Source organism: Flectobacillus sp. (assembly GCF_049240685.1).
Lineage (GTDB): Bacteria > Bacteroidota > Bacteroidia > Cytophagales > Spirosomataceae > Flectobacillus.
The window spans coordinates 1-18,862 of the sequence record NZ_JBMLSD010000302.1; the positions used below are offsets into that span (position 1 = coordinate 1).

The 18,862-nt window shown below is 38.2% G+C and carries 16 protein-coding genes; 9 read left to right on the top strand and 7 right to left on the bottom strand.

Going from position 1 to position 18,862, the window contains the following annotated elements:
- The coding region (locus ACOVQ4_RS13535) for a hypothetical protein (protein ID WP_421821162.1) at positions 1-436 on the top strand (436 nt) is incomplete at its 5' end.
- On the opposite strand, the gene ACOVQ4_RS13540 is transcribed toward ACOVQ4_RS13535, so the two are convergent.
- Positions 411-1,169: a glycosyltransferase family 2 protein gene (locus ACOVQ4_RS13540; protein WP_421821163.1), complete on the bottom strand. Its 759-nt coding sequence runs from the start codon at positions 1,167-1,169 to the stop codon at positions 411-413. The two genes, ACOVQ4_RS13535 and ACOVQ4_RS13540, sit on opposite strands and share 26 nt — an antisense overlap.
- A 14-nt stretch (positions 1,170-1,183) precedes the next feature.
- The gene (locus ACOVQ4_RS13545; protein ID WP_421821164.1) at positions 1,184-2,446 is read right to left on the bottom strand and encodes a glycosyltransferase family 4 protein; all 1,263 of its coding nucleotides are present in this window, start codon (positions 2,444-2,446) and stop codon (positions 1,184-1,186) included.
- Positions 2,447-3,115: 669 nt separating this feature from the next.
- Between ACOVQ4_RS13545 and ACOVQ4_RS13550 the strand changes: the two genes are divergently transcribed.
- From ACOVQ4_RS13550 to ACOVQ4_RS13580, 7 genes are all read left to right on the top strand, one after another.
- On the top strand, positions 3,116-4,060 hold the full coding sequence (locus ACOVQ4_RS13550) for a 3-oxoacyl-ACP synthase III family protein (protein WP_421821165.1): 945 nt from the start codon (positions 3,116-3,118) through the stop codon (positions 4,058-4,060).
- A gap of 263 nt (positions 4,061-4,323) precedes the next feature.
- Positions 4,324-6,078, top strand: a complete 1,755-nt coding sequence (locus ACOVQ4_RS13555; RefSeq protein WP_421821166.1) for a phospho-sugar mutase — start codon at positions 4,324-4,326, stop codon at positions 6,076-6,078.
- Positions 6,079-6,496: 418 nt separating this feature from the next.
- Positions 6,497-7,024 (top strand): hypothetical protein, encoded by a 528-nt coding sequence (locus ACOVQ4_RS13560; RefSeq protein WP_421821167.1) that lies wholly within the window; start codon positions 6,497-6,499, stop codon positions 7,022-7,024.
- Between the two features lie 89 nt (positions 7,025-7,113).
- The gene (locus ACOVQ4_RS13565; RefSeq protein WP_421821168.1) at positions 7,114-7,833 is read left to right on the top strand and encodes a hypothetical protein; all 720 of its coding nucleotides are present in this window, start codon (positions 7,114-7,116) and stop codon (positions 7,831-7,833) included.
- Positions 7,814-8,233 carry a membrane protein insertion efficiency factor YidD gene (yidD, locus tag ACOVQ4_RS13570; RefSeq protein ID WP_421821169.1) on the top strand — a complete coding sequence of 140 codons (420 nt, stop codon included), beginning with the start codon at positions 7,814-7,816 and terminating at the stop codon, positions 8,231-8,233. Before ACOVQ4_RS13565 ends, yidD begins: the two co-directional genes overlap by 20 nt.
- A gap of 24 nt (positions 8,234-8,257) precedes the next feature.
- Positions 8,258-9,133: a hypothetical protein gene (locus ACOVQ4_RS13575; protein WP_421821170.1), complete on the top strand. Its 876-nt coding sequence runs from the start codon at positions 8,258-8,260 to the stop codon at positions 9,131-9,133.
- Positions 9,069-9,959, top strand: coding sequence for a hypothetical protein (locus tag ACOVQ4_RS13580; protein WP_421821171.1), 891 nt, complete (start codon positions 9,069-9,071; stop codon positions 9,957-9,959). The genes ACOVQ4_RS13575 and ACOVQ4_RS13580 overlap by 65 nt, the downstream gene beginning before the upstream one ends.
- Positions 9,960-10,022: 63 nt before the next feature.
- Here ACOVQ4_RS13580 and ACOVQ4_RS13585 read toward each other — a convergent pair whose 3' ends face one another.
- The 5 genes from ACOVQ4_RS13585 to ACOVQ4_RS13605 form a co-directional block, all read right to left on the bottom strand.
- Positions 10,023-10,481: a TM2 domain-containing protein gene (locus tag ACOVQ4_RS13585; RefSeq protein WP_421821172.1), complete on the bottom strand. Its 459-nt coding sequence runs from the start codon at positions 10,479-10,481 to the stop codon at positions 10,023-10,025.
- A gap of 294 nt (positions 10,482-10,775) precedes the next feature.
- Complete coding sequence (locus tag ACOVQ4_RS13590; RefSeq protein ID WP_421821173.1) at positions 10,776-12,377, bottom strand: peptide chain release factor 3; 1,602 nt, start codon at positions 12,375-12,377, stop codon at positions 10,776-10,778.
- Positions 12,378-12,556: 179 nt separating this feature from the next.
- Positions 12,557-14,035, bottom strand: coding sequence for an APC family permease (locus ACOVQ4_RS13595; protein WP_421821174.1), 1,479 nt, complete (start codon positions 14,033-14,035; stop codon positions 12,557-12,559).
- Positions 14,036-14,182: 147 nt separating this feature from the next.
- Positions 14,183-17,140, bottom strand: a complete 2,958-nt coding sequence (gene secDF / locus ACOVQ4_RS13600; RefSeq protein ID WP_421821175.1) for a protein translocase subunit SecDF — start codon at positions 17,138-17,140, stop codon at positions 14,183-14,185.
- Between the two features lie 200 nt (positions 17,141-17,340).
- Positions 17,341-17,706 carry a hypothetical protein gene (locus tag ACOVQ4_RS13605; protein ID WP_166552893.1) on the bottom strand — a complete coding sequence of 122 codons (366 nt, stop codon included), beginning with the start codon at positions 17,704-17,706 and terminating at the stop codon, positions 17,341-17,343.
- A gap of 194 nt (positions 17,707-17,900) precedes the next feature.
- Here ACOVQ4_RS13605 and nadC point away from each other — a divergent pair, with 194 nt between their 5' ends.
- A complete protein-coding gene (gene nadC, locus ACOVQ4_RS13610) occupies positions 17,901-18,755 on the top strand; it encodes a carboxylating nicotinate-nucleotide diphosphorylase (protein WP_421821176.1) in 855 nt (284 codons plus the stop codon).
- Positions 18,756-18,862: the final 107 nt, after the last annotated feature.

Sequence of the window (18,862 nt, forward strand, 5' to 3'; positions counted from 1 at the left end):
TATGCAACCATTCCAATCCAACCAAGAAATCGAAACGTTAATCGAAAAATTCAATACTTGTAGTCTTCCCGCGGAGGCTTGGACGCATGAGGCGCACTTGGCTATGGGTGTTTGGTATTTGCGACAATACACGCTTACTCAGGCGATGTTATTGGTGCGTCAACGCATCATTTTGTTCAATAGCTCTGTTGGTGGATCCGTAGGTTTTGAGCGAGGGTATCACGAAACACTTACTTGGTTTTGGCTCAAAACTATCGAAGCGTTTCTTAATGAGTATGGACGTGAAAAAGCCCTATTAGATACCTGCAACGCATTTCTCGAAAGTCCACGTGCCGATCGTAATAGGGCTTTGTTATTTTATCAAAAAGAAGAAGTCATGTCTTTAGAAGCCAGAGCTATGTTGGTATATCCTACCAATATTTCCCACCCTTGGTAATGATGAGTTTGATACCTCTAAAAAGGATTTGAACATGTGCACCAATCGCTCCAAACACCCCAAAATGCTTTTGTAATACTTTATAACGGTCAATTAGTGAGCGTTTGAGCTGTTTGTTTGAAATTCCTCCTGTTAGGTATTTGGCTACAACAAAATCCAAATAAACCACTTGTTGAGCTTTTTTAAGACAGGTAATTTCCCAATCTACATCAGCACTTAAGTTTTCTTGCCAATAGACAGGCGCGACTCTTTTACTCGCAATAAAAGATTGATGACACACGAGCATTCCCAAATTCATATCTCGCCACTGTAGGTCTTTCGGTAATCTATGCGGCGTTATTACCGAACGCAATCCTTGGATTTCGCCTTCATTATTCACAAAATAGGTATCCCCGTACAAAACATCCGTTTCTGGAGTAATTTGTTGATATATTTTTTCAACAACCGAAGGGTCGTTGATTTCGTCGCCTGCGTTGACAAACCACACAAAATCGCCCGTTGCCATACGTTGCCCTTTATTCATGGCATCGTATAAACCCTTGTCGGGTTCCGAAACTAATAAGTCAACACGGGCACGATACTTTTCCGCTATAGCAAGCGTACCATCTTTTGATTTGCCATCAATGATAATATATTCAAAGTCTTGGCAGGTTTGTGCCAAAATACTTTTAATCGTTCGTTCCAAAAATGCCTCAGCATTGTAGGTTATGGTTATTATTGATATTTTTCTCACAATCAAAAAACGTATTAAAGAAGTGATTGATAAAGTGTTTCATAACGCTTGGCTACTACAGCCTCTGCATACTCGGATTCTACTTTTGAGCGAGCATTTTTACCTAAATCCTCATAGTTGGGATGTTGTAAAATATGTGCTATTCCCTTGGCTAAATCTTCCGCTGAAGGAGCTTTTGCCACATAGCCTGTTTGAAGATGTTCTATCATTTCGGGAATACCTCCTGTTTCAAATCCTACCACTGGCGTACCACATGCCATAGCCTCCATGATGGTGTTCGGAAGATTTTCTTCCAAAGAAGGAATCACAAACACATCTGCGGCCGCATAGGTTGTTGCTATTTTCGAAAGATCAGATAGGCGACCTAAAACATTTACTTTGCAGGGAATATTTACAAAATCAGTTTCTTGAGCTTGACCCATCACCAATAATTCTACACTATCTTTTAACGAGGGATTTTGTGTTATTAAATGCTGAATTGCTTTTTCAAAATATTGAAAGCCTTTGCGCGCATCGCTGATTTTCATGGCAGCAAACAAGATATATTGCTTATCCTGTGCCAAATTAAGTTGTTGGCGAGCTTCTCGTTTATGTTGAGGATAAAAAAGCTTGGTATCTATCGGATTAGGAATCGAAATGACTTTTTTACCTTGTAACAAACTACTTTGTCGAGCTTTTTCAGCCAACCATTCACTACAAGCCACAAAGGTGATATCCATTTGTTCGAATAGTGCCTTTTTCCGAAGCCATACCTGATGCGATAGGTCATCGGAAGATGGTTTTCGCAAAAAGGGTTCACAATTGCCACAGGCTTGTTGATAACTTTCGCAAGTACCGCTATAATGACAACCTCCTGTAAACGCCCACATATCATGCAATGTCCACACAAATGGGCGATTGAGTTTGGCTAATTGGGTTAAGGATTGTACCGATAAAAACCCAAAATTTATCCAGTGTAAATGAAAAACATCAGCATCCTTCACAACAGACTCAGCGGTGACATCTATGCCTATTTTAGCTTGCGAAAATACAAAACGAACTGCTTTTGATTTTTCGTAAAAAGCAAACTGATATCGGTCGGCTGCAAAGCGAGCCAAAGCAATTTTTTGTTGCACCCAATTGTTAGCAACAGTATATACCTCTGGCGCTTTTCCTTTTTTGTCTTGTACAAGCATACGTGACTTCACACCATGACGCCCAAGCGCCTGATGTAAGCGAGAAGCCGCAATCGAGGCTCCTCCAAAAGTATCAAATGTGCTAAAAATAGTTACTTTCACCAACTTTTACTTCTTTTATTATAAAAGGATAATCGCAAAACTCAAATTGTAATCATCATACTTTTTCCCTTTAGTCATGAAATTATTTACAAATATCCTTCGAGTTTGTGTAAAAGCCTTGGTTATCCTGATATTTATCTAAAAAGCATCCAATTGTCATGGTTTTGAAGGCTATTTTTGATTACGTACAATGACAATCTATAGCAAATGGAATGATATTACCTTCTTTTTCTGACATTTATAAGTATTATCCAAAAAACATCAAAATAATACAAAAAAATATTGGATTTAAAGAAGTATAAATTATATTTATCTAATAATTTCTTGTACTATGCTAAAACATTAATTTCCTTTGTATAAAAATTCAATTCATAGTTTTTGCTTTTTGCAGCGATGAATTGAACTAAAAATCCCAACCATCTGTAGTTCAAAGGTATTGTATTAGTGATAAGCCTTGATAATCAGCTAGTCACATAATATTTACTAGGTAATGGAAATACGGGCGTATCGGTGCAAAATTGATGATTATATTAGGCAACCAGCGATTAAAATCTTTGATGTTTGTACCAATATGTAAACCTTCCGCTATCTAGCAAAGCCCAAAGTTAGCATTAACCTTGCAACGAAGTTGGACTGTATTTCATAATTAATATCTTAAACTAACACGTAATGTTCATTAACGCAATTGCAAGTTACCTGCCCGAACAAGTTGTTACGAATGCCTATTTTCAAGAACTCAATGGATTGACCGATGAATGGATTGTTGAGCGTACTGGAATTCGTGAGCGTCGCAAAGCATCGCCTGAGGAGAATACGCATACAATGGCATTGGAGGCAGCCAAAAAGATTACTGAAAGTTTACCTTACGACATTTCTGAAGTTGACCTAATTGTAGGTGCTACCTACACTCCACACGATAATATATTTACACTAGGCCACGCATTACAACACGCATTAAATATTTCTGAAATTCCAGTAGTAACCATTTCTTCTGCTTGTTCTTCATTACTCAATGCAATCGAAATAGTTCAGGGATATTTTGCTATGAACAAGGCTAGCAAGGCACTCGTAGTTGTTTCGGAGCATAATACTGCTTATAACAACGAAGACGATACCAAAGCTGGACACCTTTGGGGCGACGGCGCAGCGGTATTATCTATCTCTAAAGAAAAAGCGGGAGCCCAAAACTGGGAAATCAAAGATTTGATTACTGGTGGTGCTGCCAACGTAGGTAAAGCTTCGGAAGGTGTAACGCTTAAGCCCCTTCACCGTGGTTTGATTATGCCTTATGGAAAGGATGTATTCATCAATGCTTGTACTTATATGCCAAAAGTAAGTAAACAAGTGATGGAGAAAAACGGATTGACTGTGGAGGATATCTCGTTTGTCATTCCTCACCAAGCCAACTATCGTATCACTAAAAACGTAGCTGGAACTTTAGGTGTGCCCGACGAAAAAATGATTTCAAATATCCATTATTTAGGCAATACAGGTTGTGCTGGTTGTGCTATTGCCATGGATGAAAATAAAGGCAAGTTCGAAAAAGGTAACAAAATCATCGTAACAGTATTTGGCGGTGGTTACTCTTATGGAGCTATGCTTGTTGAGATTTAAACTAGAAAATCGAAAAATATTTCAATTTTTTAAAGATTTCATACAAAAACCAAAACCACTAAGTTGCTTAGTGGTTTTTTTATTGGACAAAAGAAAGACATATTGCGGTTTTTGACCGAAATTATTAAAAGGGGCTTCTCCTATTCAGAATAATTTTTATATTTGCTTTGATGTCAACCAAAAATTTTGACCTAAAAATCACATTGGCCTCAATTTTTTAAACCAGATTATTCATTTCTAAATATTCTCAAATAGATAAAACTATGTCAACAGGTTTAGACGCTCTTACCAAGAAAAACATTGATACTTGGCTAACTGGTAACTATGATGAAGAAACAAAAGCTAAAATCCAGCAGTTGCTAGACGAAGGAAAAGAAACAGAACTTTCGGATTCGTTCTATAAATCGTTGGAGTTTGGTACTGGTGGTATGCGTGGAGAAATGGGTGTGGGTTCGAACCGTATGAATAAATACACCGTAGGAGCTGCTACACAGGGTTTTTCAAACTATCTTAAACAAAGTCTTCCAGGCAAAGAAATCAAAGTAGCTATTGCGCACGATTCTCGTAATAATTCTCCTTTCTTTGCTCGTATTTGTGCTGATATTTTCTCGGCAAACGGTATTAAGGTATATCTTTTCTCGGCACTTCGTCCTACTCCTGAACTATCTTTTACGATACGCCATTTGGGTTGCGATGCGGGTTTGGTAATTACAGCATCTCACAACCCTCGTGAATACAACGGTTACAAAGCGTATTGGAACGATGGTTCGCAGGTGGTTGCTCCTCACGATAAAAATATCGTAACAGAGGTAAATAACATTACTTCGGTAGATGATATCAACTTCAATGGCAACGAAGAGCTGATTACGTTTATTGGTGAAGAAGTAGATAAGGAATACTTAAAAACTATCCAGCATAATAGCATCAATCCAGACGTAATTGCTCGTCAGAAGGATTTGAAAATTGTATATTCTTCTATTCACGGTACAGGTATTACCTTGGTGCCTCAAGCTTTGGCTTTGTTAGGTTTCGAAAATGTAAACGTAGTAGAAGCACAAGCCGAACCAAATGGTGACTTCCCAACGGTAGTATATCCAAACCCAGAAGAAACCGAAGCAATGACTTTGGCGGTAAACTTGGCTAAGGATATTGATGCTGACTTGGTAATTGCTACCGACCCAGATGCTGACCGTGTAGGGGCTGCCGTAAAAAATCCTCATGGCGAATGGGTATTGTTGAACGGTAACCAAATGGCTAGCTTAATTATCTATTATTTGTTGGGAGCTTGGGAAAAAGCGGGCAAACTTACAGGTAAAGAGTTCGTGGCTAAAACCATTGTAACAACTGAAATTATTGCGAAAATGTGTGCTAGCAAAGGCGTAAAATGCTACGATACTTTAACGGGCTTTAAATACATCGCTGCGGTAATTCGTGAGTTGGAAGGCAAAGAGCAATTTATCGGTGGTGGTGAAGAATCTTACGGTTATTTGATTGGTGATGCCGTTCGTGACAAAGATGCAGTAGCGTCTTGTGCGATGATTGCAGAATTGACCGCTTATGCTAAAGATAACGGTAAATCTTTGTTTGATTTCTTGACAGAAATGTACCAAGAAAATAATTTCTACTACGAAGGCTTAATTTCTTTGACTAAAAAAGGAAAAGCTGGTGCTGAAGAAATTCAACAAATGATGGCTAATCTTCGTGCCAACTTGCCAACTTCTGTAGCTGGTTCGGAGCCAGTAACGGTTTTGGATTACAAAAACTTAACTTCGAAAGATCTTAAAACAGGCGAAATCACTGCAATTCCTGAAGGTTTGGGGATGGAGTCGTCTAACGTAATTCAGTTGATTTTGGGAGATGGTTCAAAAGTTTCGGCACGTCCATCAGGAACAGAACCAAAAATCAAATTCTATGTTTCGGTAAATGCGCCATTAGCTAATCCTGCTGACTTTGACGATACACTGGCAGCCCTAAAAGCAAAGGTTTCAGCAATTCAAGAAGATTTAGGATTGAAGTAATGATGTAAGTTAGTACGCAATTTTTCAGGCAATAGGCTTTAGGCATTAAGCCGTAAGTTAAAGAAAAAAGCGTTTTTTATGAAACTTTAAAGACCTTTTGCCTAAGGCATACAGCTTACAGCCTAAAGCCGAGTACATAAATTTAATTTTGTGTAATTACTTAAAAGCGATGTTATCTTCATTGGTAACATCGCTTTTTTTTGACCATTTACTCATTAAATCATTCACTTTTTCAGGAATTATTCAGTAATTAGCGCTAGAAGTCATTGCTAAACTTTTGGTTTGAATATCGTTTTTACTCTTTAAACTTATCCATCGTCGTTATTCGCCCTAAGTGCTGCGGGCTTCACATGTTGTTCTATTTTTATTAAAACCCATAAAACATCCATTTCGGTTTTATTCTAAACATTTCAAAATCATGAAAAACTTAAAAATTTCAGCTCTACTTTTAGCTCTTATAGCATCGCTTGGTTTTTCTTCTCAAGCACAAACGTTTAAACGTGGTGACAAAATTTTGAACGCTGGTATTGGTTTATTATATTTTGGTGTATACGCCAACGCTGAGTTTGCCATTGAAGACAACATTGGGATTGGCCCGATGGTAGGCTATACTCATTATAGTTCGGGTGGTTTGGTAGGATATGGTGACTATAGCTATGGGCAATTTAGAGTAGGCGCTAGAGGGGCGTATCACTTGGGAGATGTCCTTAATTTAGGAGATGATTCTATCGACCCTTATGTAGCCGTTGGTGCAGGCTTGCTCTTTGACCGTAATAATTATACGTATAACACAACCACTGGCAATGTAACCTACGCCACAAGAACAACCATATTTATTAATCCTCGTGCAGGAGCTCGTTTTCCCTTGGGCAATAATCTATCAGGTTTTGGCGAGGTAGGTTGGGGAGCTTCTTGGGTAACAGCAGGAGTCTCTTTCGGATTTTAGTATTTTTGAATATACTACAAGGTTAAAGCCAAGTTTACTTTCATATATATCTGGAAGAAAGTAAATTTGGCTTTTATTATATCTCGACTATGAATCAAAAAAAACATCTTTATGTGGTTTTAGGCTTGATGTCTGCCATGTCGTTGGCTTTTTCTTTTTCTGCCAATACCGTTAAGAAAATCAGTATGATAATGGTTTCTCGTTCTAATAAAAACGGAAAAACGGCTACTATCAAATCAGAAATAGCTTATCAGGTAGCAGGAGGCAAAATGGTAAGTCATTTTACCCAGCCTAATAATCAGTACATAATCAACAATGCCAAAGGAGAGGTCAGTATTTATGACCCTGCGAAGAATACCGTTATTCAACAAGTAAACTACATTTTTAGTACCGAAACTACACAATTCTACTATTTCTTAAATAACCAAAAGTCAGATTTGGGTTTAAGAAATATGGGCTTTACTAATAAGGCGACTAAATTTGAGAAAAACCTGATGATTAGTACATGGATAGCGCCTGCCAAATTGAGTAAAAGTATTCGTTCGGTGGAGTTGGTACATAATGGCGGAAATCCAATTTATACCAAATATACCGACGGAGAAGGTAAAGTGATGAAAAAGGTATATTACTATAATTTCCAGAAAGTAGGCGATATCGAGTTTCCGTTAGCAGTAACACAAATTGACTTTTTTACGGCAAAAGATTCTGTTATTACCAAAACGTCTTATACTGATGTAAAAATTAACGAGGCTATCAATAATGAACTTCTCAACTTTACGATACCACTCAATGCCAAAGCACTTAAGTAAGATACTTTTATTGGTATTTGGGCTTCTTATTGACAACGCTCTTAAAGCGCAGAGTTTAGATACAGACTTACAACTTTTGGATAAAAAAGAACAGGCTGAACATACCCTAGCATCTTCCTCATCGAGAAAGAAAGGTTTTCACCCTATTTCGTTTGTATTGAATGGTACACTAACTTTCTATCAAAAAGTAATTTCTCCGCAATTTTCGGCCAATTGTCTCTACGAACTATCCTGTTCACGCTTTAGTCGGGAGGCGATTCGTATGTATGGGCCGCTCAAGGGTATCGCTCTTAGTGCCGACCGTTTGGCACGTTGTAACCGAATTAGTGGCACTACCATCAACCCTTTTAGGGTAAACGAACAAGGAAAAGTCATAGACTCGCCTCAAATGTACAAGTAAGCCAACACTGTATTTTACTCCACTATGTCTGATAAGCTCTATATCCGATTTTGCTTTTGTCTTGGCTTATTGCTTTGCTATCAATCGGGTATTTCTCAAATCACAAAAGATAGCCTCTTTTTACAACATTTGATTGGGAAAGAGCAATATTATGATGCTATTACCTTTTCCAATCAACTTGAGCGAAAATACCCTATCTCGATACAATCCAAATTACAACTAGCTTACCAAAAAGGATTTGCTTTTTATTCGCTCAAACAACTCGACTCGGCGAGTGTCTACTTCTCTAAAGTGCCCTCCGAAAGTCCATTTTTCCCAAAATCCCAATTTTGGGCAGGATTATCAGATAGTTATTTAAGAGATTTTACAAAAGCAGAAAAGCACTTTAAGGCAACTAATTCGAAAGATAGTCTCAATCGTTCGTTACAAACCTTTGAACTGGCAGGATTGGCACTTTTACAAAGAAATCAACAACGCTTTGACTCTTTACAAAAACATCTTGATCCCAATCTTTACGCCTTACAAAAACAACAAGCCAATTATTTGCTTTACCGAGAGGACATTTTGAAACAACAAAAAAAATCTGGTTTCAAGGCTGGACTATTATCTGCCATTATTCCGGGAGCAGGTAAGATTTATGCAGGGGGACAATTGGGACAAGGAATTTCTGCCTTTTTACAAAATACCATTCTTGGTTTACAGGCCTACGAAGGCTTGCGTAAAGACGGCGTTGGTAGTCCTCGGTTTATTATTTATGGAAGCTTATTCAGCTTATTTTATATTGGAAATATTTGGGGAAGTGCTTTAAGTGTCAAAATAAAAAGACAAGAATTTAATGAAAAAATCGACGAGCAAATTCTATTTGATATGCATATTCCTTTGCGCACCCTTTTTAACTAAGGCACAAAATGGTAATAGCATTATATCAAAAGCCGATAGTTTGTTTCGTCAACAGAAATACGACGAAGCGATGTTGGGCTACGAACAGGCTTTTTTTGAGCTCAGCGAATGGCCTGATTCAAGTCTTGGTACTCAGCAAATACAGGACATGAAAAATGCTTTTTTACTAAAAAAACTTTATTGTCAAAAAGCAGCACAAAAATTTACGATGGCTCTACAAACTAGTCAAAGGTTTGATTTGAGTAACCTCGACGATCAAGAACAGATACCACTTCGATACGAAGCGGTAGTATGTAGTTTTTTGGCTGGGCTGTATGACGATTGCTTCAATAATATTCAGCAATTCAAGTATTTTGTAAAAGATAGTACACGACACTCTTCGGTACTCATTTGGGAGATTCTTTCGCTCACGCAATTGGCACGGTATGACGAAGCCAAAACCCTTGTTCCAGCCTATAATCAAGCTTTTCATACACAAATTAATGCAGAGGAATTGTTTGCTTTTGCGCAAAAACCAAAGTTTAGAAGTGTCAAAAAAGCAGAAGCTTTGGCCACTTTTGTGCCAGGGGCAGGAATGATTTATGCCGGCAATACCACACAAGGAATAGTATCGCTGGTATTACAACTTGGAACGCTCGGTTATGGTGCTTATAGTATCGTCAATGGCTATTATTTTACAGGGATATTCACAGGATTGGGACTTTTTCAAGCCTTTTATTTTGGAGGGGTTCGAAGGAGTGGCTATTTGGCAGAACAGAAGAATATGGAGTTGAAAAATCAGTATTATCAACAAGTGAAAAAAGGACTTTTAGCAAATCGGAAATAGCTGTAAAAGAAAAAGCTGAAGGGGGCTCCTTCAGCTTTTTTTATTTTTTGAATCATCAGATTCTTATCTTCCTCCCCACATAAAGAATTTAGGGTTGTCTGTATATTTGCCGATACCTTCGTCTTGTACCAAAGCGACTAACAATACTACCCAGTCAACAAACGCTACGATACCGCAACCACCCAAAGTAAGGATATACCCTACCCCAGTCAATGTAGCAGTACCCATATAGAAACGGTGGATACCCAAGCCGCCTAAAAATGTTGATAAAACGAATGCTACAACAGGGTCTTTGCTAGCTGCAACAGAACTAGCTGGCATAGAAGCAGCCGCCGCTAACATGTTGTTTTGAGCAGAAACCTCAGCATTTGAAACTGGAGTAAGGTAATTTACCTCAACCCCTTCATTCAAAGTAGTTTCGATAGCAGCGTCATCTACAAAATACTCAGACGATGATGAAGCAAATGACTTAGTGCATACAGAAGCAAAAAGCATTGCTGATAAAATGATAGATTTTTTCATAATTAAGAAAGCTTTGTAATTGAACGATAATTAATAAAGCACTGCAATATATAGATAAATTCTCAAGAAAAATCAAAGAATTATCATCTCTGAATAAACGGTAAAATAATTGTTTTTAATAAAGAATTAACATGAATGATTTTCAGGGCTTTACAACAACAAAATACAGTTTTATAAGCAAATTAGCAAGAATACCAAATCATAGTTTATTTTGCATTAATATAAAAGGCTCAAATTAACTTTTGCATTTGCCTAAATTAATTTGAGCCTTTTTATTAAAATCTAATGCCTATTTTATGCTTCAGCAGCCAACTTAAATTCTGAAGTAAAGTGGAATTGAATATCAGGGTTATTCTGGATATTCATTCTCAAAATCCAATCAGATTCGGCTAAGAATACATAATTACCATCTTTATCGGTAGCAATTTGTTGTCCTTTCAAACGCACAAACTCTGCTAATTTTTTAGGGTCTTCCGACGTAATCCAACACGCCTTAGCAATATCACGGTGATCGAAGCGACATTTTGCTCCATATTCATGTTCTAAACGATATTGAATTACCTCGTATTGGAGTTCTCCTACGGTACCTACAATCTTACGATTACCCAAATGTGTTTGTGTAAACAATTGAGCTACCCCTTCATCTGTCAACTGTTCAATCCCTTTTTCTAATTGCTTGGCTTTCATTGGGTCGAGATTGATAAGTTCTTTAAAGATTTCAGGAGAAAAACTTGGAATACCTTGGTAAAACATATTTTCACCTTCTGTAAGCGTATCGCCAATCTTAAAGTTACCTGTATCATACAAACCTACTACGTCGCCAGGGAAGCCTTCGTCGATGACTTCCTTATCTTGCGCCATAAAGTTGTAAGGGTTGTTAAAACGCACGTTTTTGTCTAAACGCACATGCTTATAAAACTTATTACGCTCGAATACGCCCGAACAGATACGCAAGAAAGCGATTCTATCACGGTGTTTAGGGTCTAAGTTTGCGTGGATTTTGAAGATAAAACCAGAGAATTTTTTCTCATCTGGTTCAACAGTACGAGTATCAGTTTGGCGTTTTTGAGTCGATGGAGCGATTTGAGTAAAGGTATCCAACAATTCTTGTACACCAAAGTTATTAACAGCTGAACCAAAAAACACAGGAGCTACCTCACCCGACAAATACGCAGCACGGTCGAAGTCGTTATAAACACCTTCGATAAGTTCAACATCTTCGCGTAGCTGATTGGCATCACGTTCGCCAACACGTTTGTCTAGTTCATCCGACCAAATATCTACAGAAACAACTTCTTTCTCAATTTTGGTTTTGTTGGCATTAAACAAGTTTAAAGACTTTTCATAAAGGTTATATACCCCTTTGAAGTTGGCACCAATATTAATCGGCCAAGTCAATGGGCGAACTTTAATGCCAAGTTTTTGTTCCAATTCATCCAAAAGGTCAAACGCATATTGACCCTCACGGTCCATTTTATTGATAAAAATAATTACTGGCGTATTGCGCATACGACATACTTCCATCAATTTTTCGGTTTGTTCCTCAACCCCTTTTACACAGTCGATTACCAAGATTACAGAGTCTACAGCCGTAAGCGTGCGATAAGTATCTTCGGCAAAGTCTTTGTGACCAGGAGTATCTAGAATATTGATTTTTACATCATTGTATTCAAAAGTCATTACCGAGGTAGCCACCGAGATACCTCTTTGGCGCTCGATTTCCATAAAATCGGAGGTTGCCCCCTTTTTGATTTTATTAGATTTTACAGCACCAGCTGTTTGGATAGCTCCACCGAATAAAAGTAGCTTTTCGGTAAGCGTAGTTTTACCCGCATCGGGGTGGGAAATGATACCGAATGTACGGCGTTTTTGTATTTCTTCTTGTAACGTTGCCATATTTAAAAACCGACTGTAAAAATCGAAATGCAAAATTACAGATAAAAAAACAAAACCAACAGTTTTTTGGAATTGAGTGCTTTGAATTTGAGTGAATTAAAAAACAAGAGGCCCTAACATGGGTATGTTAGAGCCTCTTGAGAATATAGAGAATCAAGCTCGAAGCTTAATTTTTATACTTATTTTTCATTCAAATTACTATTTGGTTTACCGTAAAGGAAATATACGATTAGACCGATTAGCAACCATCCGAATGCTAGTTTTTGAGCCAAACCATCCAAGTTTAAAATCAAGAATAAGTTAGTCAAAATACCAAGTGGGGCAACGATTTTCAAGGCTGGAGCTTTGAAGTCGCGCTCTAAATTAGGCTCTTTGTAACGCAATAATAATACTGCCAAACATACCATAGCAAAAGCAAACAAAGTACCGAATGAACACATATCGCTCAATACGCCAATTGGAGTAAAGGCCGATACAACTGATACTAAGAAACCTACCAAGATAGTACTTTTCCAAGGAGTACGGAAAGTTGGGTGAACCTGACGGAAGAAGTTTGGCAACAAACCATCTTTAGCCATACCCAAGAATACACGTGTTTGACCTAACATCATTACCAACATTACCGAAATCAAACCAGCCGTTGCGGCAGCAGTGATAATAAATACCGCCCAAGGTTGACCTACTTTGTCGAATGCGTAAGCTACAGGCGCTTTCAAAGCATCACCTACGATGTCTTTGTAGTTAATCATACCTGTCAATACCAACGAAACTAAGATATAAAGGATTGTACAAATTACCAATGAAGCGATAATGGCAAAAGGCATATCTTTCTTAGGATTGATAGCTTCACCAGCTTGTGTAGATACAGCATCAAAACCAATATAAGCAAAGAAGATAGCCGCAGCACCACTAGCAACACCGCCCCAACCATAAGCTTCTTTCATAGAACCATCAGCATGTTCTACCAATTCAGGAGCAGGGATAAATGGAGTCCAGTTTGCAGTATTTACAAAAAAGGCACCTACGATAATTACGAATAAAATCGCGGCTACTTTCAAGATTACAATAATGTTGTTGGCACTTGCAGCTTCTTTTATACCTTTTACCAAAATATAAGTTACTACCCAAGTAATAATGAAAGCAGGTAGGTTTACTCCCCAGCCTACGTGTTCGAGCCCTGCGGACTTCGCATAAGTAGCAGCAGAGAACGGGTCATTTTTTAAGTAATAAGGAATTTCGATACCAAATAAGTGGAGTAGCTTATTGAAGTAACCGGACCAACTCACAGCTACAGTCATTGCCCCCATGGCATATTCTAACACAAGTCCCCAACCAATAATCCAAGCAAAGAATTCACCGATTGTACCATAAGCGTAGGCATAAGCCGAGCCTTCTACTGGAAGTAGAGCTGCAAACTCAGCATAGCAAAGAGCCGCAAAGATACAGCCGATACCTGCTAAAACGAATGATAATGCCAAAGCTGGACCAGCATGATAGTGAGCGCCTGTACCAGTTAATACGAAGATACCACCACCAATAATCGCACCGATACCGATAGCCGTCAAACTCCATTTACCTAGAACACGCTTCAGCTCACTGTTTTTAATATCTGCCTCGTAAGCTGACATAGGCTTCTTGCGCCAAATACTGTTACTCATAAAGAAAAGGTTTTAGTTTATTTTATTGTGATTGAAGGTAATTACAGAACAGAATTGTATAAACTGTGTTTCAAGATAGTTAATATTTTGTCGTGAAACAAAAAAAGACCTCATAGCTTTTGAGGGCTATGAGGTCTTTGAGAGTAATTACTTAGAAGGATTTGCAGCTGGAGCTACAGCTTTCTTCTTTCCTGTTCCAAGGTCAATAACGATTGGAGCAGCTACGAAGATAGATGAGTATGCACCAAATACAACCCCGACAAACATCGCAAATGAGAATCCACGCAAGATGTCACCACCAAAGAACAACAATACTGATACTACCAAGAATACAGTGGTGGCTGTCATTACAGTACGGCTCATAGTATGGTTAATAGACGTGTTGATTGTTTTGATAATCAATTCTTTGTTTGACAAGTCTGCGTCAACACCGATTTCTTCACGGATACGGTCAAATACTACCACGGTATCGTTAATTGAATAACCAATAACCGTCAATACCGCAGCAATAAAGATTTGGTCAACTTCTAATTCCAAACCAAAGATACGAACGATACCTACCATACCCAATACTACTAATGTATCGTGTAACAAGGCGATAACGCTACCCAATGAATATTGCCATTTACGGAAACGAATCAAGATATAGATAAAGATGGCAATTAATGCGTAACCAATTGATACAAATGACTGAGTCAAGATATCATCGGCAATTGTAGCACCTACTTTAGATTCTGAAACAATTACTGGTTTGTCAGCCGCAAATTGTGTCAAGCCTTTTTCTAAAGCTGCACGAACTTTTTGGTTAGCCGCAGCAGATTCATCTTCAACCAAATAGGCTGTTGTAACCTTCATCTTAGTAGGACCGTTGAAAGTTTTTACTTCAACACCTTTTTCTTCAAAATCATCTTTTAATGCTTCTTTGATATTAGTTGCATCTACCGGTTTAGCAAATTCAACCACATAAGAACGACCACCTTTGAAGTCAACACCTAAGTTGAATCCGCCTTGAGCAAACAATACTCCCATACCCAATACGATCAAGCCCCAAGAGAACCAATAAGAATACTTACGTTTTCCGATAAAGTCGAAATTCATTCCTTTGAAAAGGTCTTTCGAAATGAATGTTTCGAATGTTACTTCTTTCTCTTTACCCGCAGCAATTTTACGTTGTACCATCCAGTCTACTAATACGTGCGATACAAATACTGACGTAAATACTGAAGTAACCAAACCAATACAAAGTGTTACACCAAACCCTTTTACTGAACCAGAACCGAAGATAATCAAGATAACACCAATCAAAATAGTTGTTATGTTACCATCCAAGATAGCAGAAAGCGCTTTCTCATATCCTAACTTAACTGATTCTAAAAGTCCCACACCACGGTGTAATTCTTCTCGGATACGTTCGTTAATCAATACGTTGGCATCTACAGCCATACCCAAAGTCAATACGATACCTGCAATACCTGGCAATGTCAAGGCTGCTTGTATTTGAACAGTAATACCAGCAATAAAGAATACGTTGAACAATAATGCAGCGTTGGCCATCCAACCTGGGTTACCATAGTATCCAATCATAAATACAATCACCAAAATCAAACCTACAGCCATTGACAAATAACCTTGGTTGATAGCTTCCTGACCCAATGATGGACCAATGAAAGCGTCTTCAACAATACGGGTTGGCGCTGGCAATTTACCTGCTTTCAATACGTTTGCTAAGTCTTTTGCTTCTTCTACAGTGAATGAACCAGAGATAGATGAACGACCGTTAGGAATTTCACCATTAATTACTGGAGCAGAATATACATAGTTATCTAAAACGATTGCTACACGTTTACCAATGCTTGCAGCTGTTAAGTTTTTCCAAATACGAGAACCTGTACCGTTCATTACCATAGTAACCTCAGCACGGTTATTTTGATCAAAGTCTTGAAAAGCATCTACAATTACATCACCTTCCAAAGGAGCTGGTTGGTTTTCAGTTTTCTTGATTGCTTCTAATTGGATAATTTCGTCACCAGTTGTTGATGGAATACCTTTAGCATACCATACAAAAGTCAAGTTTGATGGGAACATCATTTTTACCTCTGGGCGACGGAACAATTCGTTTACACGAGCCGTGTCTTTGCGCATTACACCCCAGTTTCTTCCTTGGTTGTCCAAAGGCAAGAATAATTTTGTCAATGCAGCACCTGCTGTAGTATCAGCTTTAGCAGTATCTTTCTTAGCAGCCTTTGGAGCTGACAACTGACTTGCCAAACCTCCTTTTGTAGTATCTGTAGAAGCAGCAGCTGATGCTACAGTAGCTTTATTTGCTTTTGATTCAGCAGCTAAATATTCGCCTAAAGCATTCAAACCTTGTCCCCATTCGTTGATTTCAGCAACCTCAACAAACTCCAATTTAGCAGCACCTGCCAATAATTTACGAGCACGCTCAGGGTTGTCTACGCCTGGTAATTCTACTTGAATACGGTTGGTACCTGGCAAACGTTGGATGTTAGGGTTGGCTACACCAAATTTGTCAATACGAGCTTGGATAATTTTATATACGCGGTCTACAGCACCATCGATTTCTGAGTTAACCACTTTTACTACTTGAGCATCAGAAGAACCTGAGTTCAATTTATCGCGGTTTACCGAGTTAGCAAAAATGGTAGCCAAGCGCTGATTTGGAGCTATTTTAGCAAATTCTTCGAAGAAAATGTCGTTGAAAGGCTTTGTAGAAGTTGCTTGTAATTTTGAAGCACTTTCTAAAGCTTTTTCAAAATTTGGATCATTGCTTTTCCCAGATAATGCACGTAGAATTTCTACTGGAGAAACTTCCAATACTGCACTGAAACCACCTTCCAAGTCAAGACCTTTGTGAAGAGCATAAGTAGTTACATCTTGCAATGTGAAGCCCAAATATACTGGTTGCTTCCACAATGAATCGATATAACGAGTTTTTTTAGCTGGGTCGAGTTTACCATCTTTCGATGTTGCATACGCAATTGCATCTTCACGAACCGCATTAGCCTTCCATGTAAACGAAAGGAAGAACAAACATAGGGCTGAAATAATACCAGTCAGCCACACAATGGCACCTTTGTAACGCATTTGTTTTTAGTTATTTGAAAAATGAATGTGAATTACTTGTGTGTAACAGTTGCCTATTACAAGATTAGAAAAGGATTTGGTAAGGGCGGAGTAAATGTTGAGCCTGAAGCCTGGGGGAATTGTGATACAAATGACCAACAAATTGCCCATAAAGCCTATGTCGTTAGACTTTCAATCATTTAAACCAAGAAAAAAGGGAATCAGGGAGCATTGGTAGCAATAAAATGCTCGAACAGAATTTCGTAAAGAATATTAGGAGAAGTAACCTTCAATTGCTGACCCAGAGCATGAACCGCCACAGGAATCGCAACGCTAGGAATCGAAAAAACAAAATCGCTAACAGCATCGAAACTAATACTTGGACTAGCGTGCATTACCGATAACTCACTAACCGAACATTCGGGAGTAGCTCCTTTTTGCTTTTTTGACTGCTCAGTTTTCGCTTTTTTTACACCAGAATAGTGTACTTGTGATGCCGAAAATGTTTTACCAAAAACAGTAAACATCAGCATCAAGCACACAAAAAAAGTGCTGAACAAACGCGATATGTGAGATGTTTTTTTCATTGTTGAACACAAAAGTAGCAAGTTTTGTAGAAGTATCGCAAACTTTACACCAAATTTTACGTCTGTATAAAAAGAGACTTACCCTATTTTCTTGGGATTTTTATAATAATTGAGAGGTATTGCTTACAAAAAATTTCAAAAGTACAATTGAATAATTTTCTTACTTTTGGGGCATAAAACAATCTGTATCTAGCATGTTTAATTATTTAGAACCAACTTATATCAAAAACTTCATTCAAAATGCTTTGACTGAAGACGTCGGTGATGGCGACCATACTTCGCTCTCGACTGTACCGCATGATGCCATTGGACGTGCCAGATTATTGGTAAAAGATAAAGGGATTTTGGCTGGTGTCGAACTCGCCAAAATGATTTTTGCAGAAGTTGATCCTGAACTTCAGGTTACAACTATCCTCGAAGATGGTACCGCCATCGACCGTGGACAAATCGTATTAACCGTAGAGGGTCGTTCGCAGTCGATATTGAAGGCCGAGCGCTTGGTACTCAATTGTATGCAACGTATGTCGGGTATTGCTACCTACACACGCTCGATGGTTAATTTGATTGAGGGAACTAATACCAAGTTATTAGATACCCGAAAAACAACGCCAAATTTTCGACTTTGTGAAAAATGGGCTTGCAAAATAGGGGGTGCCGTAAATCACCGCTATGCTCTTTTTGATATGATTTTGATAAAAGATAATCACGTAGATTATGCGGGAGGTATTGCCAATGCGATTCGACAGGCAAATGAATATTTAGTACAAACGGGTAAAAATCTTCAAATCGAAATAGAAGTACGTAACCTCGATGAACTACAGCAAGTTTTAGCAATTGGTCAAGTAAGCAGAATCATGTTGGATAATTTTAGCTTTGAAAATCTTCGTGAGGCAGTTCGCTTAATCGATGGCAAATACTTGACTGAAGCTTCGGGCGGTATCAACGAAACTACCATTCGCCAATATGCAGAATGTGGCGTAGATTATATTTCAAGTGGTGCATTGACACACCAAATCAAAAGCTTAGATTTAAGCTTGAAAGCGTACTAAGGAATAATGAGGAATTGTGAGTTATGAATGTTTTCAGCGATTGTGGATTTGGGATTGCTGATTTCGGAAAAAATAGAAAAATACATTCATTTTCATAAAAGTAGCTA

Bases quoted from the DNA above. Each gene is read 5' to 3' on its own strand.
- ACOVQ4_RS13560 (WP_421821167.1), top strand. From the start codon at position 6,497: ATGAAAAACTTAAAAATTTCAGCTCTACTTTTAGCTCTTATAGCATCG.
- secDF (WP_421821175.1), bottom strand. From the start codon at position 17,140: ATGCGTTACAAAGGTGCCATTGTGTGGCTGACTGGTATTATTTCAGCC.
- ACOVQ4_RS13550 (WP_421821165.1), top strand. From the start codon at position 3,116: ATGTTCATTAACGCAATTGCAAGTTACCTGCCCGAACAAGTTGTTACG.
- ACOVQ4_RS13585 (WP_421821172.1), bottom strand. From the start codon at position 10,481: ATGAAAAAATCTATCATTTTATCAGCAATGCTTTTTGCTTCTGTATGC.
- ACOVQ4_RS13555 (WP_421821166.1), top strand. From the start codon at position 4,324: ATGTCAACAGGTTTAGACGCTCTTACCAAGAAAAACATTGATACTTGG.
- yidD (WP_421821169.1), top strand. From the start codon at position 7,814: ATGCCAAAGCACTTAAGTAAGATACTTTTATTGGTATTTGGGCTTCTT.
- ACOVQ4_RS13580 (WP_421821171.1), top strand. From the start codon at position 9,069: ATGAAAAAATCGACGAGCAAATTCTATTTGATATGCATATTCCTTTGC.
- ACOVQ4_RS13605 (WP_166552893.1), bottom strand. From the start codon at position 17,706: ATGAAAAAAACATCTCACATATCGCGTTTGTTCAGCACTTTTTTTGTG.
- ACOVQ4_RS13590 (WP_421821173.1), bottom strand. From the start codon at position 12,377: ATGGCAACGTTACAAGAAGAAATACAAAAACGCCGTACATTCGGTATC.
- ACOVQ4_RS13565 (WP_421821168.1), top strand. From the start codon at position 7,114: ATGAATCAAAAAAAACATCTTTATGTGGTTTTAGGCTTGATGTCTGCC.
- ACOVQ4_RS13595 (WP_421821174.1), bottom strand. From the start codon at position 14,035: ATGAGTAACAGTATTTGGCGCAAGAAGCCTATGTCAGCTTACGAGGCA.
- nadC (WP_421821176.1), top strand. From the start codon at position 17,901: ATGTTTAATTATTTAGAACCAACTTATATCAAAAACTTCATTCAAAAT.
- ACOVQ4_RS13575 (WP_421821170.1), top strand. From the start codon at position 8,258: ATGTCTGATAAGCTCTATATCCGATTTTGCTTTTGTCTTGGCTTATTG.